This window comes from Pseudomonas urethralis, assembly GCF_021602465.1.
GTDB lineage: Bacteria > Pseudomonadota > Gammaproteobacteria > Pseudomonadales > Pseudomonadaceae > Aquipseudomonas > Aquipseudomonas vlassakiae.
Window position 1 is genome coordinate 41,678 of the sequence record NZ_BQIJ01000016.1, and the last position, 23,205, is coordinate 64,882.

General features: G+C 62.4%; 25 protein-coding genes. 15 read left to right on the forward strand and 10 right to left on the reverse strand.

Annotated features, from left to right (window positions below; genetic code table 11):
* The first annotated feature begins 24 nt into the window (after positions 1-24).
* Positions 25-357, forward strand: coding sequence for a DOPA 4,5-dioxygenase family protein (locus L6D64_RS22010; protein ID WP_103448362.1), 333 nt, complete (start codon positions 25-27; stop codon positions 355-357).
* A 110-nt stretch (positions 358-467) separates the two neighbouring features.
* Here L6D64_RS22010 and trpA read toward each other — a convergent pair whose 3' ends face one another.
* A complete protein-coding gene (gene trpA / locus L6D64_RS22015; RefSeq protein WP_176508437.1) occupies positions 468-1,277 on the reverse strand; it encodes a tryptophan synthase subunit alpha in 810 nt (269 codons plus the stop codon).
* Positions 1,274-2,491: a tryptophan synthase subunit beta gene (trpB, locus tag L6D64_RS22020; RefSeq protein ID WP_110743523.1), complete on the reverse strand. Its 1,218-nt coding sequence runs from the start codon at positions 2,489-2,491 to the stop codon at positions 1,274-1,276. Before trpB ends, trpA begins: the two co-directional genes overlap by 4 nt.
* 110 nt (positions 2,492-2,601) lie before the next feature.
* Here trpB and L6D64_RS22025 point away from each other — a divergent pair, with 110 nt between their 5' ends.
* Entirely contained in the window at positions 2,602-3,498 is an 897-nt protein-coding gene (locus tag L6D64_RS22025; protein WP_176508436.1) for a LysR family transcriptional regulator, read from the forward strand.
* On the opposite strand, the gene L6D64_RS22030 is transcribed toward L6D64_RS22025, so the two are convergent.
* Positions 3,495-3,818, reverse strand: coding sequence for an ElaB/YgaM/YqjD family protein (locus L6D64_RS22030; RefSeq protein WP_054884402.1), 324 nt, complete (start codon positions 3,816-3,818; stop codon positions 3,495-3,497). The genes L6D64_RS22025 and L6D64_RS22030 overlap by 4 nt on opposite strands.
* A gap of 149 nt (positions 3,819-3,967) precedes the next feature.
* On the opposite strand from L6D64_RS22030, the gene L6D64_RS22035 reads away from it, so the two are divergent.
* A complete protein-coding gene (locus L6D64_RS22035) occupies positions 3,968-4,183 on the forward strand; it encodes a dodecin (RefSeq protein ID WP_003253076.1) in 216 nt (71 codons plus the stop codon).
* Between the two features lie 104 nt (positions 4,184-4,287).
* Complete coding sequence (locus L6D64_RS22040; RefSeq protein WP_176508435.1) at positions 4,288-4,509, forward strand: DUF1161 domain-containing protein; 222 nt, start codon at positions 4,288-4,290, stop codon at positions 4,507-4,509.
* A 37-nt stretch (positions 4,510-4,546) separates the two neighbouring features.
* On the opposite strand, the gene L6D64_RS22045 is transcribed toward L6D64_RS22040, so the two are convergent.
* Entirely contained in the window at positions 4,547-5,551 is a 1,005-nt protein-coding gene (locus L6D64_RS22045) for an LLM class flavin-dependent oxidoreductase (RefSeq protein WP_176508434.1), read from the reverse strand.
* Positions 5,552-5,704: 153 nt separating this feature from the next.
* Between L6D64_RS22045 and L6D64_RS22050 the strand changes: the two genes are divergently transcribed.
* Both L6D64_RS22050 and L6D64_RS22055 read left to right on the forward strand, forming a co-directional pair.
* On the forward strand, positions 5,705-6,130 hold the full coding sequence (locus tag L6D64_RS22050) for an OsmC family protein (RefSeq protein ID WP_054884399.1): 426 nt from the start codon (positions 5,705-5,707) through the stop codon (positions 6,128-6,130).
* Between the two features lie 73 nt (positions 6,131-6,203).
* Positions 6,204-6,437, forward strand: a complete 234-nt coding sequence (locus L6D64_RS22055; protein WP_176508433.1) for a DUF1161 domain-containing protein — start codon at positions 6,204-6,206, stop codon at positions 6,435-6,437.
* A 30-nt stretch (positions 6,438-6,467) separates the two neighbouring features.
* Here L6D64_RS22055 and L6D64_RS22060 read toward each other — a convergent pair whose 3' ends face one another.
* Positions 6,468-6,881, reverse strand: a complete 414-nt coding sequence (locus L6D64_RS22060) for a PA0061/PA0062 family lipoprotein (RefSeq protein WP_176508432.1) — start codon at positions 6,879-6,881, stop codon at positions 6,468-6,470.
* Positions 6,882-6,936: 55 nt separating this feature from the next.
* Positions 6,937-7,350: a PA0061/PA0062 family lipoprotein gene (locus L6D64_RS22065; RefSeq protein ID WP_176508431.1), complete on the reverse strand. Its 414-nt coding sequence runs from the start codon at positions 7,348-7,350 to the stop codon at positions 6,937-6,939.
* Positions 7,351-7,417: 67 nt separating this feature from the next.
* Between L6D64_RS22065 and L6D64_RS22070 the strand changes: the two genes are divergently transcribed.
* A complete protein-coding gene (locus L6D64_RS22070) occupies positions 7,418-8,500 on the forward strand; it encodes an aminopeptidase (protein WP_176508430.1) in 1,083 nt (360 codons plus the stop codon).
* A gap of 39 nt (positions 8,501-8,539) precedes the next feature.
* Here the strand turns inward: L6D64_RS22070 and L6D64_RS22075 are convergent, their stop codons facing one another.
* Positions 8,540-9,190 (reverse strand): HAD family hydrolase, encoded by a 651-nt coding sequence (locus tag L6D64_RS22075; protein WP_176508429.1) that lies wholly within the window; start codon positions 9,188-9,190, stop codon positions 8,540-8,542.
* A 58-nt stretch (positions 9,191-9,248) separates the two neighbouring features.
* Positions 9,249-9,797 (reverse strand): gamma carbonic anhydrase family protein, encoded by a 549-nt coding sequence (locus L6D64_RS22080; protein WP_054884393.1) that lies wholly within the window; start codon positions 9,795-9,797, stop codon positions 9,249-9,251.
* A 66-nt stretch (positions 9,798-9,863) separates the two neighbouring features.
* Here L6D64_RS22080 and prlC point away from each other — a divergent pair, with 66 nt between their 5' ends.
* From prlC to L6D64_RS22110, 6 genes are all read left to right on the forward strand, one after another.
* Positions 9,864-11,951, forward strand: a complete 2,088-nt coding sequence (gene prlC / locus L6D64_RS22085) for an oligopeptidase A (RefSeq protein ID WP_176508428.1) — start codon at positions 9,864-9,866, stop codon at positions 11,949-11,951.
* Positions 11,948-12,229, forward strand: coding sequence for a YheV family putative zinc ribbon protein (locus L6D64_RS22090; RefSeq protein WP_176508427.1), 282 nt, complete (start codon positions 11,948-11,950; stop codon positions 12,227-12,229). Before prlC ends, L6D64_RS22090 begins: the two co-directional genes overlap by 4 nt.
* A gap of 126 nt (positions 12,230-12,355) precedes the next feature.
* Positions 12,356-14,377 carry a M3 family metallopeptidase gene (locus tag L6D64_RS22095; protein WP_176508426.1) on the forward strand — a complete coding sequence of 674 codons (2,022 nt, stop codon included), beginning with the start codon at positions 12,356-12,358 and terminating at the stop codon, positions 14,375-14,377.
* 79 nt (positions 14,378-14,456) lie between these two features.
* Entirely contained in the window at positions 14,457-15,515 is a 1,059-nt protein-coding gene (locus tag L6D64_RS22100) for a PA0069 family radical SAM protein (RefSeq protein ID WP_176508425.1), read from the forward strand.
* 283 nt (positions 15,516-15,798) lie between these two features.
* Positions 15,799-16,518: a carbonic anhydrase gene (locus L6D64_RS22105; protein WP_176508424.1), complete on the forward strand. Its 720-nt coding sequence runs from the start codon at positions 15,799-15,801 to the stop codon at positions 16,516-16,518.
* A gap of 191 nt (positions 16,519-16,709) precedes the next feature.
* On the forward strand, positions 16,710-18,230 hold the full coding sequence (locus tag L6D64_RS22110) for a SulP family inorganic anion transporter (RefSeq protein ID WP_176508423.1): 1,521 nt from the start codon (positions 16,710-16,712) through the stop codon (positions 18,228-18,230).
* A gap of 2 nt (positions 18,231-18,232) precedes the next feature.
* On the opposite strand, the gene L6D64_RS22115 is transcribed toward L6D64_RS22110, so the two are convergent.
* Positions 18,233-19,315 (reverse strand): hypothetical protein, encoded by a 1,083-nt coding sequence (locus L6D64_RS22115; protein WP_176508422.1) that lies wholly within the window; start codon positions 19,313-19,315, stop codon positions 18,233-18,235.
* Positions 19,316-19,421: 106 nt separating this feature from the next.
* Entirely contained in the window at positions 19,422-20,066 is a 645-nt protein-coding gene (locus L6D64_RS22120) for a hypothetical protein (protein WP_176508421.1), read from the reverse strand.
* A gap of 369 nt (positions 20,067-20,435) precedes the next feature.
* On the opposite strand from L6D64_RS22120, the gene coxB reads away from it, so the two are divergent.
* Together coxB and ctaD are read left to right on the forward strand one after the other, a co-directional pair.
* Positions 20,436-21,563: a cytochrome c oxidase subunit II gene (coxB, locus tag L6D64_RS22125; RefSeq protein ID WP_176508420.1), complete on the forward strand. Its 1,128-nt coding sequence runs from the start codon at positions 20,436-20,438 to the stop codon at positions 21,561-21,563.
* A gap of 43 nt (positions 21,564-21,606) precedes the next feature.
* Positions 21,607-23,196, forward strand: a complete 1,590-nt coding sequence (gene ctaD, locus L6D64_RS22130) for a cytochrome c oxidase subunit I (RefSeq protein ID WP_176508419.1) — start codon at positions 21,607-21,609, stop codon at positions 23,194-23,196.
* Positions 23,197-23,205 lie beyond the last annotated feature (9 nt).

The window sequence follows — 23,205 nt, forward strand, 5'->3', positions numbered from 1 at the left end:
GACTGTCAGGATTCAGGAGTTATCGTGCAGCGGATCAAGGGCTACCACGCCCACGTTTATTACGACGCCTCGACCATCGAGCAGGCCCGTGAACTCTGCGAGGAGGCAGCGCGGCTGTTTCCCGTGACCATGGGGCGCATGCACCAGAAACCGGTCGGCCCGCACCCGGACTGGAGCTGCCAGCTGGCTTTCGAGCCGGAGTTCGTGGGGGTGGTGCTGCCTTGGCTGGCGCTGTACCGGAAGGGCTTGGTGGTGTTTCTGCATCCGCTGACCGGAGATGAGCTGGCAGATCATCGGGATCATGCGATCTGGATGGGGGCCGTGCGGCCGTTGAATTTGTCGATTTTTGGGGGTTAGCCCGTGAAGCCTGTGCTGGCCTCTTCGCGGGTGAACCCGCTCCCACAGGGACCGCACAGATGCTGAAAACTGTGGGGGACCTGTGGGAGAGGGTTTACCCGCGAAGCGGTTTAGCGACGGGCGCCGCGCACGCCTTCAGCCAGTGCCGAGCACAGGCTCAATACATCGTTCACTGCCTGAGCTGGCGCTTTGGCCTGGGCAATCTTGTCGACCAGCGCCGAACCTACCACCACACCATCGGCCAGGCGTGCGATCGCAGCGGCCTGCTCCGGTGTACGAATACCGAAACCAACGCTGATCGGCAGGTCGGTATGCCGACGCAGGCGGGCAATCGCCTCGGTCACGTGTTCGGTAGTCGCGGAACCGGCACCGGTCACACCCGCCACCGACACGTAGTAGACAAACCCGGAGCTGCGCTCCAGCACGCGTGGCAGGCGTGCATCGTCGGTGGTCGGGGTGGTCAGGCGGATGAAGTCGATGCCTGCGGCCTGGGCCGGGGTGGCCAGTTCGGCGTCGTGCTCAGGTGGCAGGTCGACGATGATCAGGCCATCTACCCCGGCTTCCTTGGCTTCGGCGACGAACTTGGCCACACCGAAGCGGTGGATCGGGTTGTAGTAACCCATCAGCACGATCGGCGTAGTGTGGTTATCCACACGGAATTCGCGAACCATCTGCAGGGTCTTGGCCAGGGTCTGGCCGGCTTCCAGGGCCCGCAGGGTAGCAAGCTGGATGGCCACGCCATCGGCCATCGGGTCGGTGAACGGCATGCCCAGTTCGATCACATCGGCACCCGCTGCCGGCAGGCCCTTGAGGATCTGCAGCGAAGCCTCATAGCCTGGGTCGCCAGCCGTGACGAAGGTGACCAGCGCGGAGCGGCCTTCGGTCTTCAGCTCGGCGAAGCGTTGTTCAAGACGGCTCATGCCTGTTTCTCCTGGGCTGCCATGTGGTTCATCACGGTTTGCATGTCTTTGTCGCCGCGGCCGGACAGGCAGATCACCATCAGGTGATCCTTGGGCAGTTTCGGTGCGCGCTTGATCGCTTCGGCCAAGGCGTGGGAGCTTTCCAGGGCCGGAATGATGCCTTCCAGGCGGCAGGTGGCATGGAACGCATCCAGTGCTTCGTCGTCAGTGATGCTGACGTACTCGACGCGCTTCACTTCGTGCAGGTAGGCGTGCTCAGGGCCGATGCCTGGGTAGTCGAGGCCGGCGGAAATCGAGTGGGCGTCGGTGATCTGGCCGTCCTCGTCCTGCAGCAGGTAGGTGCGGTTGCCGTGCAGCACACCCGGTACGCCGCCGTTCAGGCTGGCAGCGTGCTTGTCGGTGTGCACGCCGTGGCCGCCGGCTTCGACGCCGATGATCTGCACGCTCGGTTCTTCGAGGAATTCATGGAACAGGCCCATGGCGTTGGAGCCACCGCCGACGCAGGCGATCAGGCTGTCTGGCAGGCGGCCCTCCTTCTCTTGCAGCTGGGCGCGGGTTTCCTTGCCGATGATCGACTGGAAGTCGCGGACCATCGCCGGGTACGGATGCGGGCCGGCCACGGTGCCGATCAGGTAGAAGGTGTCGTCGACGTTGGTGACCCAGTCGCGCAGGGCCTCGTTCATGGCGTCTTTCAGGGTGCCGGTGCCAGCGGTGACCGGGACGATCTCGGCGCCCAGCAGCTTCATGCGGAACACGTTGGCCTGCTGGCGCTCGATGTCGGTGGCGCCCATGTAGATCACGCAAGGCAGGCCGAAGCGCGCCGCCACGGTGGCGGTGGCCACGCCGTGCATGCCAGCGCCGGTTTCGGCGATCAGGCGCTTCTTGCCCATGCGCTTGGCCAGCAACACCTGGCCAATGCAGTTGTTCACCTTGTGCGCGCCGGTGTGGTTGAGTTCTTCACGCTTGAAGAAGATCTTCGCGCCACCACAGTGCTCGGTCAGGCGTTCGGCGAAATACAGCGGGTTCGGTCGGCCGATGTAGTCGCGTTGGAAGTAGGCCAGTTCTTCGAGGAACTTCGGGTCGGCCTTGGCCGCTTCGTATTCACGGGCCAGGTCGAGCACCAGCGGCATCAGCGTTTCAGCCACGTAGCGGCCACCGAACGAGCCGAACAGGCCGTTGGCATCCGGGCCGGGGCGGTATTGGGACTGGGTCATGGGGCGCTCCAGGGCGTGATCAATGAGTGATGGGCTTTACTGTAACCACGGCAAGCCCGGCTGAAAACCGATAAGATTGCGCAAACTTGTCAGAAAAACTCACAGGTAACATGGCCCACGACCTCCCTCCCCTCAACGCCCTGCGCGCCTTTGAGGCCACTGCCAGGCTCAACAGCGTCAGCCAGGCGGCCGAGGCGCTGCACGTTACCCATGGCGCTGTCAGCCGGCAGATCAAGGTGCTTGAAGAGCACCTCGGCGTGGCCCTGTTCGTCAAGGAAGGGCGTGGCATCAAACTCACAGATGCCGGCATGCGCCTGCGCGATGCCAGCGGCGAGGCATTCGACCGCTTGCGCAGCGTATGCGCCGAGTTGAGCCGGGATGTGAGCGAGGCACCGTTCGTGCTGGGCTGTTCCGGCAGCCTGCTGGCGCGCTGGTTCATCCCCCGCCTGGGGCGGTTGAAGGCTGACCTGCCCGAGCTGCGCCTGCATCTGTCGGCGGGTGAAGGTGACCTCGATCCGCGCCGCCCTGGGCTGGACGCGTTGCTGGTATATGCCGAACCGCCATGGCCAGCGGACATGCAGGTCCACGTGCTGGCACAGGAGCGTATCGGCCCGGTGCTGAGCCCGCACTTCGCCGGCTTCGACCGCTTGCAAGCGGCACCCGCCAAAGCCTTGCTGGACGAAGCCCTGCTGCACACCACCTCGCGCCCGCAGGCCTGGCCCACCTGGGCTGCAGAGCAGGGCATAGAGGCTGGGGCTTTGAAGTATGGTCAGGCGTTCGAACACCTGTATTACTTGCTGGAAGCGGCAGTTGCCGGCCTGGGGGTGGCGATCGCCCCACAACCCCTGGTTGCCGACGATCTGCGAGCGGGGCGTTTGAGCGCACCGTGGGGCTTTTCGCCGACGCCGGCCGCGTTGGCGTTGTGGGTGCCTCGGCGCGCCGCGGATGGGCGCGCCGAGCAACTGGCGCAGTGGCTACGTGCCGAGCTGGCCAGGCAGAGCGCTTAGTTGCGCTTGCACAGCAGGTACGCTGCCAACAGGCCAAGTGCACCGATGGCAACGCCTGCGGTAGTGTACGGGTGCTCCTGGGCGTAGTCGCGGGTGGCGATTCCGGTCTGGCGGGTGCGCTCCTTCACTTCCTCATAGGCATCGCTGATCAGGCTGCGCGAATGACGCAGCGCGCTTTCGGCATTGCTGCGCATCGCCTTCACTGACTTCTGGGTTTCCTCGGACGCATCGTGCTTCAGGTTCTCCAGGCTTTTCAGGAGGCTTTCGATCTCCGCTTCCATGCTTTCCAGGGACGTTTTACGCAGCGAGTTGCGGGGCATGTTGACTCTCCTTTGCAGTATGGACTGTAAGGATTGCGACTCCTGGGCTGCCGGAAAGTGCGATCGAACTTTACCGAACGGCAGCGGCTCGCAGGTAAACCGGGCTTGCGCTGCTAGGCTCATTATCACTGTCACTCAGGAGAGCGTTCATGACCGATCATCACACTTACAAGAAGATCGAGCTGGTGGGGTCGTCGCCCACCAGCATCGAAGAAGCGATCAACAATGCATTGGCCGAAGCCGGCAAGAGCATCAAGCACCTGGAATGGTTCGAAGTGGTCGATACCCGTGGCCACATCCGCGACAACAAGGCGGCGCACTTCCAGGTCACGCTGAAGGTTGGCTTCCGCATCGCCAACAGCTGAAACATTCCTGGGCTGGAACAGCCCGGCGTGATGGCGTTATAACACCGGAGGGCGCCTTGGCGGCGCCCTTCTGGTCTTTCTCATCTGTACAAGGAATGCGATCGATGAAGAAACTGATGCTGGCGGTGGGTTTGATGGTACTGGCAGGTGGGGCAATGGCCGCTGGCAAACCCTGTGAAGAACTCAAGGCCGAGATCGCCTCGAAGCTCGATGCCAAGGGTGTGAAGGGTTACAAGCTGGAGACCGTCAACAAGGGCGAGCCGGCTGGCAAGGTGGTTGGCAGCTGTGAAGCGGGTCGCAAGGAAATCGTCTACCGCCGTAGCTGATGCGTTGGATTCTTCGCGGGCACGCCCGCGAAGAAGCTCACTCGGACTTGAGGGCCTGCGCCATCAGCTCATAGGACCGAATCCGGTCCGCGTGTTCATACAAATCACAGGTAAAGATCAGCTCATCCGCCCCGGTCTGCTCCAGCAGCACTTCGACCTTGGCCCTTACCTTCTGCGGGCTGCCAATCATCGCCAGGCCCAGGAAACTCGCCACGGCATCGCGCTCATGGGGCAGCCATAGCCCGTCCATGCTCGGTACAGGCGGTTTCTGCATCAGGCTCTGGCCACGGATCAGCGCCAGGATGCGCTGATACACCGAGGTCGCCAGGTATTCGGCCTTTTCGTCGGTTTCCGCCACCACCATCGGAATCCCCAGCATCACATAGGGCTTGTCCAGCGTGGTCGACGGCTTGAAGTGGTCGAGATAGATGCGGATCGCCTCGTGCATGTAGCGCGGCGCGAAATGCGAGGCAAAGGCGTACGGCATGCCGCGCATGCCGGCCAGTTGGGCGCTGAACAGGCTCGAACCGAGCAGCCACAGGGGCACGTCGGTGTCATGGCCGGGCACAGCGATCACCTTCTGATCATCGGTGCGCGGGCCAAGGTAACGCGAGAGCTCCTCGACATCATCCGGGAAGTCATCGGCGCTGCCGGCGCGGTCACGGCGCAGGGCGTAGGCGGTCATCTGGTCGGAACCTGGCGCCCGGCCCAGGCCCAGGTCGATTCGCCCCGGATACAGGCTGGCCAAGGTGCCGAACTGCTCGGCGATCACCAGCGGCGCATGGTTGGGCAGCATGATGCCGCCGGAGCCGACGCGAATGGTCGACGTGCCGCCCGCAAGGTAGCCGATCAGTACCGAGGTGGCTGAGCTGGCGATGCCGTCCATGTTGTGGTGTTCGGCCACCCAGAAGCGGTTGTAGCCGAACCGCTCGACATGCCGGGCCAGGTCCAGCGAGTTGTGCAGCGATTGCGCCGGGCCTTGGTCGGCGCGCACCGGCACCAGGTCGAGGGTGGATATCTTCAGGTCACGCAGCTGCGTCATGGGAGCCTCCGCAAGAGTGGTTGGCCCGGAGGCCTTTCAGACTCTGTATGGGCACATTCGCCGGATTCAATGCTCACGGTGCGATTGCTCTGAACTTGATGTAGGACGCTGGCCTCGAAAACCTAGGTAAATCACCCTGGACCCGGAGGCATCATGAAAAAGACAGCATCGGCGATCTGGCAAGGCGGCCTGAAGGATGGCAAAGGCCTGCTTTCCACCGAAAGCGGCGCACTCAAGCAGAACCCTTATGGTTTCAACACCCGTTTCGAGGGGGCGCCGGGGACCAACCCGGAAGAGCTGATCGGCGCAGCCCATGCCGGTTGCTTCTCGATGGCGCTGTCGATGATGCTCGGCGAGGCAGGGTTCACCGCCGAACGCATCGACACCACCGCCGAAGTCACGCTGGACAAACAACCCGACGGCTTTGCCATCACCGCCGTGCACCTGATCCTCAAGGCCAAGGTGCCGGGTGCCGATGAGGCGCAGTTCCTCGAAATCGCCAACAAGGCCAAGGCGGGTTGCCCGGTGTCGAAAGTGCTCAACGCGAAGATCAGCCTGGACGCTGCATTGGTGGGCTAGGCGGCGCAACGGCGGCGGTTTGCTGTAGTCTAAACAGCGTCGGCAGCGCTGCTGCCCTACCAGGAGCCGTTCCATGATTCGCCTAGCAATCGCCATGCTGGCTTCGCTTGTGGCCACTTCTGCATTGGCGGCGGTAAAACCGTGCGAAGAACTCAAGGCGGAGATCGAAGCCAAGATCCAGGCCCAGGGTGTGACGTCCTACACGCTGGAAATCGTGCCCAACAGTGAGGTCAAGGATCAGAACATGATCGTCGGCAGCTGTGATGCCGGGACGAAGAAGATCATTTACCAGAAGAATGATCGATAAATGATTGGGGCCGCGATGCGGCCCCAATGCTTACGGGATGCAGAACACGTCGCTCGGCTCGTTCACCACCACCTTGCGGCTTGCGTCGTAGAGCAGCACCTGCGGGTCCATCACCGGTGCCCGCGCCTCCAGGCGATAACGCTCACCGGCCTTGAAATCGTCGAAGCGCACCGTCAGGTAGCAGGTCCGCTCCTTGGGGCTGGTCAGCATGCCGCCGGCATAGATCTCATAGTCGAACCGCACCACCAGTTCATGCTTGCCTGGGGTCAGCTGGAAGTAGCGGCCGTCGTCCAGGCGCTGGCCGTCAAGGCGGTCGGCCATGAGTAGGCGGCCAGGGGTCACGGTGTAGAGATCGACCCAGGCCTTGGCGGGGTCGACGGGCGGCAAGGGGCTGGCGCAGGCCCCCAGGGCACTGAGAGCGATCAGCATCATGGGCTGGCGCATGGCAAAACTCCCACTCGCGATACACGAGTTACAAGCATAGCGCCGTTTGTGCGTTTCAGGTGCGTTGGCAACCCGCTGGCAGGCCCTGCCCGAGCAGTTTCTGCTGGTGGTCGTACAGCTTGATCCAGGGGCGGAAGCCGATGCTGCCGGCTTGCAGCTGGTAGCGCTGCCCGGCGCTGAAGTCCTTGAAGGTCAGCTTGACCTGGCAATCACGCCACAATGGCGCGTCGACCGGGCCGATATTGCTCGGCGCGACCGGGAACTGATAGCGCACGGTCAGCTCATGGCTGCCGGGCGGCACCTCGAAATAGCGCGTGTCAGCCCAGTCGCGCTCGTCCACCTGCTTGGCGTCCAGCGAGGCTTCGTCATAGGGGGTCAGATCGACCCAGGCCAGATTCGGGTCTGGGTCCGGCAGGGTTGAACAGGCAGAAACCAGCAGCAGTGAGCCGGCGACCAACAGTGCACGCATGGCGAAACTCCCCCTCGGCGAGATAGTCTTGGAGCGCATTGGCCATGAGCAGGTTGGATAGCCCCAGATGGATCTCTTTGTTCTTCTCAAGCGCTCAGGCCCTGGGCCACTCGACTGCGTTTTCAGGCGTTTGGTTCCCCTGCTGTGCGCCTTTCTGCTGAACGGTTGCAGCACCGTGGGCTATTACGGCCAACTGGCCGAAGGCCAATTGCAGCTGCTGCGGGCGCGCCAGCCTGTGGACAAAGTGATCGCCGACCCGGCCAGCAGCCCGCAATTGCGCACCCGCCTCGCCCATGCCGAAGCAGCGCGGGTTTTTGCCAGCGATCAGCTGAAACTGCCTGATAACCGAAGCTATCGGCTCTACGCTGATCTGCACCGCCCCTACGTGGTGTGGAATGTGTTCGCCACACCTGAGCTGTCGCTGCAGCCGGTGACGCACTGTTTCCCCATTGCCGGCTGCGTCGCTTACCGCGGCTACTACCGCCAGGGTGCGGCCCGTGGTGCGGCGGCGTTGATGCGTCAGCAAGGCCTGGACGTCTACGTGAGCGGTGTCGAAGCCTATTCGACGCTGGGCTGGTTCGATGACCCGATTCTGTCTTCGATGGTCGGCTGGGGGGATGAGCGGCTGGCCACGCTGATCTTCCATGAGTTGGCTCATCAGCGTTTTTACGTGCAGGACGACACCGAATTCAACGAGTCGTTTGCCACCTTCGTCGAGCAGGAGGGCACGCGGCAATGGCGCGCGGCCCGTGGGCTTGCGGTGGTCGGCGAGCATCAGTCGCAGCAGAGCGAACAGTTCACCCGGTTGGTGCTGGCCAGCCGCGAGCGGTTGCAGGCGATTTATGCAGGGCCCTTGGACGATGCGCACAAACGGGCGGCCAAGCAGGCTGAGTTCGAGCGCTTGCGCAGTGAGTACAAGCAGCTGAGGGACAGCCAGTGGAACGGGGACAAGCGTTATGACGCCTGGATCTATGCGCCCTTGAGCAATGCCAAGCTGCTGCCGTTCGGGCTTTATGACCAGTGGGTGCCGGCGTTTGCTGCGCTGTTCCGCGAAGCAGGCGGGGATTGGCGGCGATTTTACGAGCGGGTCGAGCAGCTTGGACGGTTGCCGGCTGCTGACAGGAAGGCCGCATTGCAGCGGTTGATGTGATCTGTGAAACGTCGGGGCTGCAGAGCAGCCCCCTGGCCCTCAGATGTTGCAGAAGGCGTGATGAAGTTCTGCAACTGTCGCGAAGTGGAAGGCCGGGGCTTCGGCCACCAGCTCTTCCCGGCTACCGAACCCATACCCCACCGCAACTGCCTGCACACCATTGCTGCGCGCACCGATCAGGTCATGTTTACGGTCCCCGATCATCAGCGTCTGTGCCGGATCCAGCCCTTCCTCATCCAGCAGGTGGCGGATCAGCTCGACCTTGTTGGTCCGCGTGCCATCCAGTTCGCTGCCGTAGATCACCTTGAAATGGTGATCGAACGCGAAATGCCGGGCAATTTCCCGTGCGAATTCCCAGGGTTTGGAAGTGGCGATATACAGCGTCCGGCCTTGGCCATTCAGGGCTTCGAGCAGCTCAGGCACGCCTTCGAACACCAGGTTCTCGTACAAGCCAGTGACGCGGAAACGCTCCCGGTAGAAGTTCACCGCTTCCCACGCCCTGGCTTCATCGAAGCTGTAGAACTGCATGAAGGCCTGTAGCAGTGGCGGGCCGATGAAGTGTTCCAGGCGGGTCAGGTCAGGCTCGTCGATGCCCAGCTTGGCCAAGGCGTACTGGATCGAGCGGGTGATGCCCAGGCGCGGGTCGGTCAAGGTGCCGTCGAGGTCGAAGAGGATATTCTGCTGGTGCATGTAATGGGTTCCACTTGAATCGTGCGTGGCCGTGTTCGCGGGTTTACCGCGAAGTGGGTCATTCAGGTTGGTCGTAGCCTTCGGCCAGGTGCTGGTCCTTGAGCTTGACGTAGTTGCCGGCACTGTAGGGGAAGAAGGCATGCTCCTGATCGTTCAGCGGGCGCACCTGCTTCACCGGGCTGCCCATGTACAGGTAGCCGCTGACCAGGCGCTTGCCGGGCGGCACCAGGCTACCGGCACCGATGATCACTTCGTCTTCGACGATGGCGCCATCCATGATCGTGCTGCCCATGCCGACCAGGATGCGGTTGCCCAGGGTGCAGCCATGCAGCATGACCTTGTGACCAATGGTCACCTCGTCGCCGATGATCAGCGGGAAGCCGTCGGGGTTGAACGGGCCTGCGTGGGTGATGTGCAGCACGCTGCCGTCCTGCACGCTGGTGCGCGCGCCGATGCGGATGCGGTGCATGTCGCCGCGGATCACCGTCAGCGGCCAGACAGAGCTGTCCTCACCGATTTCGACGTCGCCCAGGACCACCGCCGAACGGTCGACAAACGCCCTGGGTCCCACTTTCGGAGTGTGTTGCTGGAAGCTGCGGATGGCCATGATAGCGTCTCTCATCTGTGCCGATAGGCTGGCTGCCTGCTGCGGTCGGCGTCGATTGTAATTAAGATGGGGCAGTGTTTCTTCTGCCAAGGTATCCAAACCGTGAGTGCGAACAACCCACTTCTGCAGTCCTACGATCTGCCGCCCTTCTCGCAAATCCGTGCCGAACACGTGTTGCCGGCGATCGAAGCGATCCTGGCCGACAACCGTAAAGCCATTGCCGAGATCCTCGAACAGCAGGGCGACAAACCGACCTGGGCCGGCCTGGTGCTGGCCATGGACGAACTGAACGACCGCCTGGCTGCCGCCTGGAGCCCGGTCAGTCACCTCAATGCGGTGTGCAACAGCCAAGAGTTGCGCGAGGCCTACGAGTCCTGCCTGCCAGCGCTGAGCGCCTACTCTACCGAACTGGGCCAGAACCGTGCGCTGTTCGATGCCTATCAGGCACTGGCCAACAGCCCGGAAGCCGCTGGCTTCGACGTGGCGCAGAAGACTATCCTCGACCACGCTCTGCGTGACTTCCGCCTGTCGGGTATCGATCTGCCGGCTGACCAGCAGCAGCGTTATGCCGAGGTGCAGAGCAAGCTGAGCGAGCTGGGCAGCCGCTTCTCCAACCAGCTGCTTGACGCCACCCAGGCCTGGACCAAGCACGTCACCGATGAAGCCGCACTGGCCGGTCTGACTGACTCTGCCAAGGCGCAGATGGCCGCTGCCGCCCAGGCCAAGGGCCTCGACGGCTGGCTGATCACCCTTGAATTCCCCAGCTACTATGCGGTGATGACCTACGCCAGCGACCGCGCCCTGCGTGAAGAGCTGTACGCGGCCTACTGCACCCGTGCCTCGGACCAAGGCCCGAACGCCGGCCAGTTCGACAACGGCCCGGTGATGCAGCAGATCCTCGACCTGCGCCAGGAACTGGCCGGGCTGCTGGGCTACAAGAATTACGCCGAGCTGAGCCTGGCGACCAAGATGGCCGAGTCCAGCGACCAGGTGCTGAGCTTCCTGCGCGACCTGGCCAAGCGTTCCAAGCCGTTTGCCGCCCAGGACCTGGAGCAGCTCAAGGCCTACGCCGCCGAGCAGGGCTGCCCTGAACTGGCCAGCTGGGACGCCGGTTATTTCGGCGAGAAGCTGCGCGAGCAGCGTTACAGCGTGTCGCAGGAGACCCTGCGTGCCTACTTCCCGATCGACAAGGTGCTCAGCGGCCTCTTCAGCATCGTCCAGCGCCTGTACGGCATTGAAATCGCTGAACTGAAAGGCTTCGACAGCTGGCACCCGGACGTGCGCCTGTTCGAGATCAAGGAAAACGGCCAGCACGTCGGCCGCTTCTTCTTCGACCTCTATGCCCGCGCCAACAAGCGTGGCGGTGCCTGGATGGACGGCGCCCGTGACCGTCGCCGTACAGCAGGCGGCGAGCTGCAGAGCCCGGTGGCCAACCTGGTGTGCAACTTCACCCCGGCCGCGCCTGGCAAGCCTGCGCTGCTGACCCATGATGAGGTCACCACGCTGTTCCACGAGTTCGGTCACGGCCTGCACCACATGCTGACCCGCATCGAGCATGCCGGTGTGTCCGGCATCAATGGCGTGGCCTGGGACGCGGTCGAGCTGCCAAGCCAGTTCATGGAGAACTGGTGCTGGGAGCCGGAAGGCCTGGCATTGATCTCCGGCCACTACGAAACCGGCGCGGCCCTGCCTCAGGACCTGCTGGACAAGATGCTCGCCGCGAAAAACTTCCAATCGGGCATGATGATGGTGCGCCAGCTGGAGTTCTCGCTGTTCGACTTCGAGCTGCACGCCAGCCACGGTGACGGCCGCAGCGTGCTGCAGGTACTTGAAGGCGTACGCGACGAAGTTTCGGTGATGCGCCCACCGGCCTACAACCGTTTCCCCAATAGCTTCGCGCACATCTTCGCGGGCGGTTACGCGGCGGGCTACTACAGCTACAAGTGGGCTGAAGTGCTGTCGGCCGATGCCTTCTCGCGCTTCGAGGAAGAAGGCGTGCTCAATGCCGAGACCGGCCGCGCGTTCCGTGAAGCGATCCTGGCCCGTGGCGGTTCGCGCGAACCCATGGAGCTGTTCGTGGACTTCCGTGGGCGCGAGCCTTCCATTGATGCATTGCTGCGCCATAGTGGCCTCACCGAGGACGCGGCAGCATGAGCGAGGTAGTTGTGAACAAGACCAAGAAGCGCTTCATCGCCGGGGCTGTGTGCCCGGCGTGCAGCGAGCCCGACAAGCTGATGATGTGGAGCGAAGACGACGTGCCGCACCGTGAGTGCGTGGCTTGCGGCTTCACCGACACCCTCAACGAGCAGGGCCTGTCGGTGCCCAAGGAGCTCGGCACGCGGGTCAACCAGCTGGCGCCCAAGGCTGCGCCGGCCAAGGTCCAGACCGTGCAGTTCTTCCCCAACCCGAAGCTGAAGAAACCGGCTGAGTGAAGCCGTCGTGCTGCCCGGGCCTGGTGCCCGGGCAGGCATGTGCCCGGGGTGTTAGATAGTCAGCCCCCCGCTTTTTTCCTGCATAGCAAACTCGCTTGTTCCTCGAACAGAACAAGGTGATGTGCCATGCAAAACTCCAATCCATTGCTGCAAGGCAGCGGTACACCGGTCGATTATGCGGCGGTGACGCTGGATAACCTGCGCGCTGCATTCGATTTGGCGCTCGATGCCCATCAGCAGGGCATCGAGCGGATCATCGCCGCACAACAAACATTGCCGACCTGGGACGATCTGGTGCTGGCGGTGGATGCATTGGATGCGCAACTGCAGGCTGTGCTGTTCGCTGCCTCCCCGCTTACCTTCAAAGGTGACACCTGGGCCGCGCTGCTGGGTGAGCTGTATGGCAAGCTGATACTTCGCTATGAACAGAAACTGTCGAACAAGGCGTTGCGGGCTTGCTACGTTCAGCTGTCTCAGAGCCCCCAGGGCCAGAACCTGGATGCGCATGAACGCGCAGTCATCCATTGGTACATCAGGCAATTCACGCTCAAGGGCGCCTTGCTCGATGAGGCCGAGTTGCAAGTGCTGGCGGATGCGCAAGCCAGGATCCAGGATCTGGAGGCCCGCTACCGGGCCAACATCGCCCGGGACGGTGTCCATGTGTCGGATGAGCAGCTGCTGGGTGGGCTCAGCCCGCGCATGCGCGAAGAACTGCGCGCCAACGCCGAAGCTTCCGGTACGCCAGGCTGGCTGATCCCGGCGGACGACCACTGGACCCGTGACGTAATGGCCGTGGCCAGCAATCGGGAACTGCGTGAGGCCGTTTATCGCCGATATCACACGCGTGGAGTCAGCGCGGACGATTCGCAGGATAACGGGAAAATCCTTGCAGAGCTGGCAACCGCTCGCGCAGAAAAAGCGAAATTGCTGGGCTTTTCCGATCACGCATCGCTGAGCCTGCGCGAGAAAAGTGCCGGCAGCCTTGATCAGGTACAAAGCTTCCTGCAGACCTTGGCCGGCAACATCAAACCCGCGATGGGCCAGTTGCGCCTGCTGCTGGATGCTCGCGCCGAGGGTCTCGGGATCGACCAGGTGCGGCCCTGGGATCGGCTGTATGTACACAGGGCTGGCGACACCGCGCAGGCGTCGCTGCCAATGGCAACGTTTCGCGAGTATTTCCCGCTGGCCAATGTGGTCGCCAGCCTGGCACGCATGGCGCAGCAGGTGTTTGGCTTGACGCTCAAGGCTGGTAACGACGCCAGCCCGATCGCGACCTGGCACGAGAGCGTGATGGCTTTTGAAGTCTGGCAAGACCATGCCTGCCTTGGGCTGCTGTATCTGGATGCCGTTCAGTACCCTGGTAAACAGGCCGATCTGGTCGAGACGCGCTATGTGCGCAATCGCCGGGTCGATGCCGAAGGTGTCTATCAGGCGGCGGTGGTGATGGTGTTTACCGATGTGCCTGCTGGTCTCGGCCAAGAGTCGCCACTGCTCGACCACCTCGCACTGCGCAAGATCCATCACGAATTCGGGCACGCATTGCACCATCTGCTGGTGCGCACCACGACCCACGTCGGCTCTGCGGTGAGCCTGTTGGGCACCGATGGTGTGGAAATGTACGGCAAGCTGCTGGAACGTTGGGCGTGGGAGGCCGATTATCTGGTCGATATCTCGTCACACAAGGATTCCGGCGAGAAACTGGGCCTGGAAGAAACCAGAACGCTGCTGGCTGCATTGCAACGAGAAGAGGTCGAAGGCGCCGCGCAGAATCTGCTGATGGCGTTGTTCGACCTGGACCTGCATGCCTCGCCGGATGACGGCAAGAGCCTGCAGCAGAGGCTGGATGCTGCCCGGGAGCTTTGCGGCTACTGGCCTCTGGAGGATTTCGAGCACCCGGCGCATGCATTCGATTACCTGGTTAACCACTACGATGCCGGCTACTACGCGTACGTGTGGTCCGATGTGCATGCTTTCGATCTGTTCTCGCGGTTCAGGGCAAACGGCTTGCTGGACCGTGCAACGGGGCGGGCACTGCAAGAAGAATTGCTCGCCCATGGCTCGGCGCGTCCATTGTTGACAGGCATTGAAGCGTTTCTCGGGCGAGCGGTCGATCTCGGGCCTTACCTGCACTGGCATGGTTTGGCCTGAGGAGGCTGTGCTGACCGGAGGTGCTGGAAAGATCGTTGCACACCCGATACTGTATATGAATACAGTATCGGGGTAGGCCATGATTCCTCCAGCACCGCAAAAGGGCCGTGGCACGGCGCACAATCCGCACAACCGCTTCGCGCCGAGCCATTCGGTGGCCGAGGATGACGGCTGGTATCAAGAAGTTCCGCAGACACAGGGTACCGAGGTGCGGATTGAAACAGCAAAGTCGGTCATCAGCCGCAATACCTCACCGGACCTGCCCTTCGACCGTTCCATCAATCCTTACCGAGGTTGCGAGCATGGCTGCATCTACTGCTATGCCCGCCCTTCGCATGCCTACTGGGATCTCTCCCCGGGCCTGGATTTCGAGACCAAGCTGATAGCCAAGACCAATGCCGCCGAGGTGCTTGCACAGCAGTTGAGCAAACCGGGCTACGTCTGTGCGCCGATCAACCTCGGCTCCAACACCGACCCCTATCAGCCCATCGAGCGTGAGCAACAGCTGACACGTGAGGTGCTGGAAGTGCTGTTGCGTTTTCGCCATCCGGTGACCATCGTCACCAAGGGCGCGCTGGTTTTGCGCGACCTCGACCTGCTGGCCGAGATGGCCAGTCAGCGCCTGGCACGGGTGATGATCAGCCTCACCACCCTGGACGATGATCTCAAGCGGGTGCTCGAGCCGCGCGCGGCCTCACCCAAGGCGAGGTTGCGGGCCATTCGCGTCTTGCGCGAAGCCGGCGTGCCGGTAGGCGTCTTGTGTTCGCCGATGATTCCGATGATCAACGACAGCGAACTGGAGCAGCTGCTGGAGGCCGCCAAGGAGGCGGGTGCACAGAGCGCCGCCTACATGATGCTGCGCTTGCCGCTGGAAGTGGCGCCATTGTTCGAACAGTGGTTGCAGGACCATTACCCGCAACGGGCAGCCCATGTGCTGAGCCTGATACGCCAGAGCCGAGGTGGCGAGTTGTATGACAGCCGCTTTGGTGCGCGGATGCGTGGCGAAGGGGTCTTTGCCGAATTGCTCGCACAACGTTTTGCCAAGGCGATGAAGCGCCTGGACTTTGCCGGGCGCGAGGCACAGGCCCTTGACTGCTCGGCCTTCTGCCCGCCGGGCGGGCAAATGGCGCTGTTCTGATGAACGGGGCCATCCCCAGCTCAACTAATCCGAGATGATAATTGTGCTAATGGCTCTTGGCAGTTGATGCTTTTTTGCTATTATTCAGGTCCCGCCTTTTCGATCTGGAACACCCGTTCTAGAGCCTCCGAATTAAGTTTCAGTTAAGTTTTCCTCGCTAGCGTAGGAGTCCAGTCAACGAAGACTGTGATTTATCGCCCGTGCGTGTCATCTAAATCTGCGCATAGCCAGAATCTTTCACCGGTAAAATGGATTTACCTACACACCGTCAAGAGGATGAATCATGCCCGTAAAGGACCCATCCAAGGTCGTTCCGCCAGCTCCAGCGGAGAGCGCCGATGCCGCCCTGAAGCACATCGTCGACGGCTTCCTGCGCTTTCACCATGACGTCTTCCCCGAGCAGCAGGAGCTGTTCAAGAAGCTCGCCACCGCGCAAACCCCGCGCGCCATGTTCATCACCTGTGCCGACTCGCGTATCGTTCCCGAGCTGATTACCCAGAGCTCGCCGGGCGACCTGTTCGTGACCCGTAACGTCGGTAACGTGGTTCCGCCGTATGGCCAGATGAACGGCGGCGTTTCCAGCGCGATCGAGTACGCAGTGCTGGCGCTGAAGGTGCACCACATCATTGTGTGCGGCCATTCCGACTGCGGTGCCATGCGTGCCGTGCTGAACCCGCAATCGCTGACCAAGATGCCGACCGTTTCCGCCTGGTTGCGTCACGCCGAAGTGGCTCGCACCGTGGTCGAGAACAATTGCTCCTGCGGCAGCGAGCACGAAACCATGCAGGTGCTGACCAAGGAAAACGTCATCGCCCAGCTGCATCACCTGCGCACCCACCCGTCGGTGGCTTCGCGCCTGGCAGCAGGTGAGCTGTTCATCCATGGCTGGGTCTACGACATCGAGACCAGCAAGATCGAGGCCTACGATGCCGCCAGTGACAGCTTCATGCCACTGACCGCAGGCGAGCCCGTGCCCTGCGCTACTCCGAGAGGCCGCTACTAAGCGACCCGTCCACAGCTGATCCTTGAATAGCCGGCTGCACCCATCGCGGGTGTGGCGCGGCCTTCGGCTGCCTTGAAAATGCCCTGACTATCCTGCCGGCGAACGCGCTGGCGGCTGGCGCCTGCGCGCTCGTCAGGGTCCACATGTGCCCACGGCCAGGGGAATGGCCGTGCGACAGAGAAAGGAGAACGATGGTGAACATGACACAGTTGAAAGCGGCCCTGCCGCGCGAGTTGCTGGCGTCGGTGGTGGTCTTCCTGGTCGCTCTGCCTTTATGCATGGGTATTGCGATTGCCTCAGGCATGCCGCCGGCCAAGGGCCTGATCACCGGCATTATCGGCGGTATCGTGGTTGGATTCCTGGCGGGTTCGCCCTTGCAGGTCAGCGGCCCGGCGGCTGGCCTGGCAGTGCTGGTGTTCGAACTGGTGCGCCAGCACGGCATGGCCATGCTCGGGCCGATCTTGCTGCTGGCGGGGGTTCTGCAACTGCTGGCCGGGCGCTTGCGCCTGGGGTGCTGGTTCCGTGTCACGGCGCCCGCCGTGGTGTACGGCATGCTCGCCGGTATCGGGGTGCTGATCGTGCTGTCGCAGGTGCATGTCATGTTCGACACGGCGCCACAGGCATCGGGCCTGCAGAACCTGTTGGAGTTTCCTGCAACCCTGAGTGCGGCCCTGCCGCTGGAGCGTGCAGGTTCAGGCTGGATGGCCGGTGCGCTCGGGCTCGGTACCATTGCCATCATGTGGGCCTGGGAGCGCCTGCGGCCGCAGAGGCTGCGCTTCGTACCCGGTGCGTTGCTGGGTGTTGCGGCAATGACCGCCATTGCCATGTGGCTGGCACTGCCGGTCAACCGGGTGGTAGTCCCGGCAGACCTGTCCGAAGCCATCGACTGGGTCCGCCCGGACGACCTGATGAAACTCGCCGACCCTACCCTGCTGGTGGCGGCGTTTGCCCTGGCCTTCATCGCCAGTGCCGAAACCCTGTTATCGGCGGCAGCCGTCGATCGCATGCACAGCGGCCAGCGTTCGGACTTTGATCGTGAGCTTTCGGCCCAAGGCATTGGCAACATGCTTTGCGGGCTGCTAGGGGCGCTGCCGATGACAGGCGTCATGGTGCGTAGCTCGGCCAATGTCCAGGCAGGCGCGCAAACCCGTGCCTCCGCCATCCTGCATGGCTTGTGGTTGCTGGCGTTCGTGGTGGTACTGAGCAGCGTGCTGCAGCAGATTCCGGTGGCGAGCCTGGCCGGTGTGCTGGTCTACACCGGTATCAAGCTGGTCGACTTCAAGGCGCTGCGAGGCTTGCGCCGCTACGGGCGGATGCCGATGTTCACCTACGTGGCGACGGCCATGGCGATCATCTTCACCGACCTGTTGACGGGTGTTCTGCTGGGCTTTGCCCTGACCCTGCTGAAGCTGGCGTTCAAGGCCGCGCGCCTGAAAATCTGCCTCGTCGCGCTCAAGCCCAGCGGCCATATGGAACTGCGCCTGAGTGGCGCCGCTACCTTTCTCAAGGTGCCGGCGCTGACCCAGGTGCTGGATACCGTGCCCGCCGGCAGTACCTTGCATGTGCCGCTGGCCAACCTGACCTACATCGACCATTCATGCCTGGAGTTGCTGGAGGACTGGAGCAAGAGCAGCGGCTCGCACCTGCGCATTGAGCAGCGCGGGCTCAAGCGCAGGCTGGAGGGGCGTCTACGCAGCGTGGCGGGGACCTGAGGTCAGCTCACCACCTCGGTTATTTTCGGTGCGCCGGGCCAGGTACCGGTGAGGTTCACGGTACGGGTACCGTCCAGCCACTCGCTGGCGGGCGTGTTCCACTTCATCGACATGCAGGTGTTGGCGCCGATGTTGATGAATTCCGCTGTCAGCACCATTTCAGTAGCGCTCAGGGGAATGTCACCGAAGGTGGCCGAACTCCCACCGATCACGGTCCGGCAATCCTCGACCGGGCCGGTGGGGGTTTGATAGGACAGCGTGACCTTGGTGGTGTAGGTGGTGAAGGACGAAATCTTGCTGTCCACCAGCAGCTTCAGCACGCCGATCTTGCCGACCCAGCTCGGGATCAGCACCCGGCTGTCTGCGAACGAGGCAAAGGTATAGGCGACCGGCAGGGGGTCGGTTGCCACTTCCCCGCTTTTGGCCGGCAAGGTATGTGACTCGACTTCAGTGGAGTTGCTGGTGAACACGTAGCTTGCCTTGCCCTTGCCGGTGATACCGTCATTACCCAGCAGGCGGTTGAGTCCGCTTGCGCTACCAGAGACGCTGAAGCGGGCGTTGCTTGTCTTCGACGCCAAATTCAGGCCACTGCTGGCGTAGGTGACCGAAGTCACCACGCCAAACCCCTCGGAGATACCGGTGTCGGTGGCCATGTTCATCTTGCGCGCCTGGGCGTGCAGCCACTCGTACTGGTCGTCCAGGATGGCCAGGTTGCTGATGGTGTGTACACCGCTGATCGCGAATTCCGAGGCGATGGAATCCTCTTTGTCAAAGGTCCATAGCAGCGTGGCATCAGGTTTGACCTCGGCGCCGGTGTTCGGGTCGTGGATCAGTCCTTCGACGTCAGCGTAAATGCTGCTGCGGGTCACGCCGAGGGAAGTGAAGTCCCACTTTCGACTTTGCTCGCTCTTGCTCAGCTCGACGCCGGGCAGGCAATCGGCCACGAGCCTGAAGTCGCCGGAATTGGCGTCGACGATGCCGACCGCACCCGGTTTGATGGAGGGATCGAGGCCCCAATTGCCCCATACCGTGCGATAGGTGGCCCGCAGCAGTCTGGTAAAGGTCGAGTTTCTACTGATCGTCATTGTCATCACCCATGAATGGAAAAGGCCGCCGTGAGGCGGCCGATGACAGTAATGAACGAAGGCGCAGAGACAGCAGCGGGAGGGGTTTCCCCAACGGCTCGACAGGTCAGGCGCTGGCCCGGCCGAACTCCACGTTCAGCTGGCGCGACAGGCACGGCCAGCGCTTCCACGCCTCACCCGTCTGCGGGCTGCTGAGGGTTTCGCGGTAGGCTTCCACCGACTCTGCGGCAAAGCTTTCATCGTCGAGCATCTCGTCCACCGAATGGTGCACCACCTCATCCAACTGGTTGGCGAAGGTTTCGCCGATCAGCTGGTGGGCGATCAGGTTGGCCACCGTGGTATCGACGGGGATCAGCGGTTGCTGGAAGTGGCGGATATACAGGTCGTTGACCTCCTCCACCAGGCGGTGTGCCAGATAGGCCTCATCCAGCAGACAGTCGAGGCCTACGTGCCCCTGCATCACGTTCGGTGGCTGCAGGAAATAGGCTTCTGCAATTTTCAGTACAGGTTTGATCTGCGATTCGATCCCGGCTTCGCGCGCCACAGTGTGGGCGGCCTCCAGCAGCTCCGGGACCTGATCGATATAAGCGCTGACGAAGCGCGCCAAAGTACCCTGGGCGTCCTGCTCAGGCAGTTGGATCGAGGGGTGCAGGTGAGGCAGTTGCAGCTCGAGACGCTCTTTCAGTTGGCCGGTGCGGCGTTCGTGATCGTGGGCTTGGCTAATCTGCTCGCGTACAGCAGCGATGTTCATGACAACTCCAGGGACAAGACGTTTCAAACGGAAGACACTAAGTTAGCTCGGTATACAGAATACCTAAGACGCATTTGTTATAAATTCCGCAAACGTGTGCGCAGTTCGGCATATGCGGTCGCCACTATTTTGCCATGACCGCTCAAGCCCGGGCTTTTGCTCGGGTTTCGGTGATTCTTGAGGTTGATTTCACCCGCGTCGTTGCGTGCCATTGGTCGCTGTCTATACTCCGGTTGAACGTGATTCGTTGATGAGGCCCGACTGCTTTTTGCAGGGGCTCGGTCGTCGAAGCCAGGCAGTCTTGACCGCCGTTCCCTCTTGCCGCAGGCCATGCCTCCGGGACTACAAGAACGAGAAGGGGAACCCGCAATGATGCGACATCCACCTGTCTGGATGGGCCTGCTGTTGTGGTCGGTTCTTGGTCAGGCCAACGCCGCCTGGACCGTGAACATGCACCCGGGGGCGACGGAAGTCTCCAACGCCGTGTTCGACCTGCACATGACGATCTTCTGGATCTGCGTGATCATCGGCGTCGTGGTTTTCGGCGCGATGTTCTGGTCGATGGTCATCCACCGCCGCTCCACCGGCCAGCAGCCAGCTCATTTCCACGAGCACACCTGGGTAGAAATCCTCTGGACCATCGTCCCCTTCCTGATTCTGGTAGCCATGGCCATTCCGGCCACCAAGACCCTGATCGACATTTACGACGCCAGCGAATCGGACATCGATATCCAGGTCACCGGCTACCAGTGGAAGTGGCACTACAAATACCTGGGCCAGGACGTGGAGTTCTTCAGCAACCTGGCCACGCCGGCTGATCAGATTCACAACACGGCACCCAAGGACGAGCACTACCTGCTCGAAGTCGACCAGCCGCTGGTACTGCCGGTGGGGGTCAAGGTGCGCTTCCTGGTGACCGCCGCCGACGTCATCCACTCCTGGTGGGTGCCGGCCTTCGCGGTCAAGCGCGACGCCATCCCTGGCTTCGTCAACGAAGCCTGGACCCGTATCGAGAAGCCCGGCATCTACCGCGGCCAGTGCACCGAGCTGTGCGGCAAGGACCACGGCTTCATGCCGGTGGTGGTCGAGGTCAAGACCAAGGCTGACTACGACACCTGGCTCGGAGAGCGCAAGGCCGAGGCGGCCAAGCTCAAGGAGCTGACCAGCAAGGACTGGACCCTCGAAGAACTGGTCGAGCGTGGCGACAAGGTCTACCACACCACCTGCGTGGCCTGTCACCAGGCCGAGGGCCAGGGCCTGCCACCGATGTTCCCGGCGCTCAAGGGATCGAAAGTGGCCACCGGGCCGAAGGAAGACCATCTGGGCGTGGTGTTCCATGGCCGCCCCGGCACCGCAATGGCCGCGTTCGGCAAGCAGCTCTCGGAAGTCGACATCGCCGCCGTGGTCACCTACGAGCGTAACGCCTGGGGCAACAACAAGGGCGACATGGTCACGCCGAAGGACGTGCTGGCGCTCAAGCAGGCAGAAGCCAAGTGAACCGGGTTTTGCGCGGCAATCAGTGGATTGCAGGAGACAGGACATGAGTGCAGTGATCGACGACCACGCCCACGGCCATGACCAAGCCCACGGCCCGGCCAAGGGCCTGATGCGCTGGGTGCTGACCACCAACCACAAAGACATCGGCACGATGTACCTGTGGTTCGCCTTCATGATGTTCCTGCTCGGCGGCTCGTTCGCCATGGTAATTCGCGCCGAGCTGTTCCAGCCCGGGTTGCAGATCGTCGAGCCGGCGTTCTTCAACCAGATGACCACCATGCATGGCCTGATCATGGTCTTCGGCGCGGTGATGCCGGCGTTCGTCGGCCTGGCCAACTGGATGATCCCGCTGATGATCGCCGCGCCAGACATGGCCCTGCCGCGCATGAACAACTTCAGCTTCTGGCTATTGCCAGCGGCCTTCCTGTTGCTGGTCTCGACCCTGTTCAGCCCGGGCGGCGGGCCGAACTTCGGCTGGACCTTCTACGCCCCGCTGTCGACCACTTATGCGCCGGCCAGCGTCACCTTCTTCATCTTTGCCATCCACCTGATGGGCATCAGCTCGATCATGGGCGCGATCAACGTGATCGCCACCATCCTCAACCTGCGCGCCCCGGGCATGACCCTGATGAAAATGCCGCTGTTCGTCTGGACCTGGCTGATCACCGCATTCCTGCTGATCGCGGTGATGCCGGTGCTGGCCGGGGTAGTGACCATGATGCTGATGGACATCCATTTCGGCACCAGCTTCTTCAGCGCCGCCGGTGGCGGTGACCCGGTGCTGTTCCAGCATGTGTTCTGGTTCTTCGGCCACCCCGAGGTGTACATCATGATCCTGCCGGCGTTCGGTGCGGTCAGCTCGATCATCCCGGCGTTCTCGCGCAAGCCGCTGTTCGGCTACACCTCGATGGTCTATGCCACCGGCGCGATTGCCTTCCTCTCGTTCATCGTCTGGGCCCACCACATGTTCGTGGTGGGCATCCCGGTGGTCGGCGAGCTGTTCTTCATGTACGCCACCATGCTCATCGCCGTGCCCACCGGGGTGAAGGTGTTCAACTGGGTCAGCACCATGTGGGAGGGCTCGCTGAGCTTCGAGACACCGATGCTGTTCGCCATCGCTTTCGTCATCCTGTTCACCATCGGCGGCTTCTCGGGGTTGATGCTGGCCATCGCCCCGGCGGACTTCCAGTACCACGACACCTATTTCGTGGTGGCGCACTTCCACTATGTGCTGGTGCCCGGGGCGATTTTCGGCATCTTTGCCTCGGCCTATTACTGGCTGCCGAAATGGACTGGCCACATGTATGACGAAACCCTCGGCAAGCTGCACTTCTGGCTCTCGTTCGTCGGCATGAACATGGCCTTCTTCCCCATGCACTTCGTGGGGTTGGCCGGCATGCCGCGGCGTATCCCCGACTACAACCTGCAGTTCGCCGACTTCAACATGGTGTCGTCGATCGGCGCCTTCCTGTTCGGTACTACGCAGCTGTTGTTCCTGTTCATCGTCATCAAGTGCATCCGTGGCGGCGCACCCGCCCCGGCCAAGCCCTGGGATGGCGCCGAGGGCCTGGAATGGTCGATCCCCTCGCCAGCGCCATACCACACCTTCCAGACCCCGCCGGACGTGAAGTAGGAGCGCCGC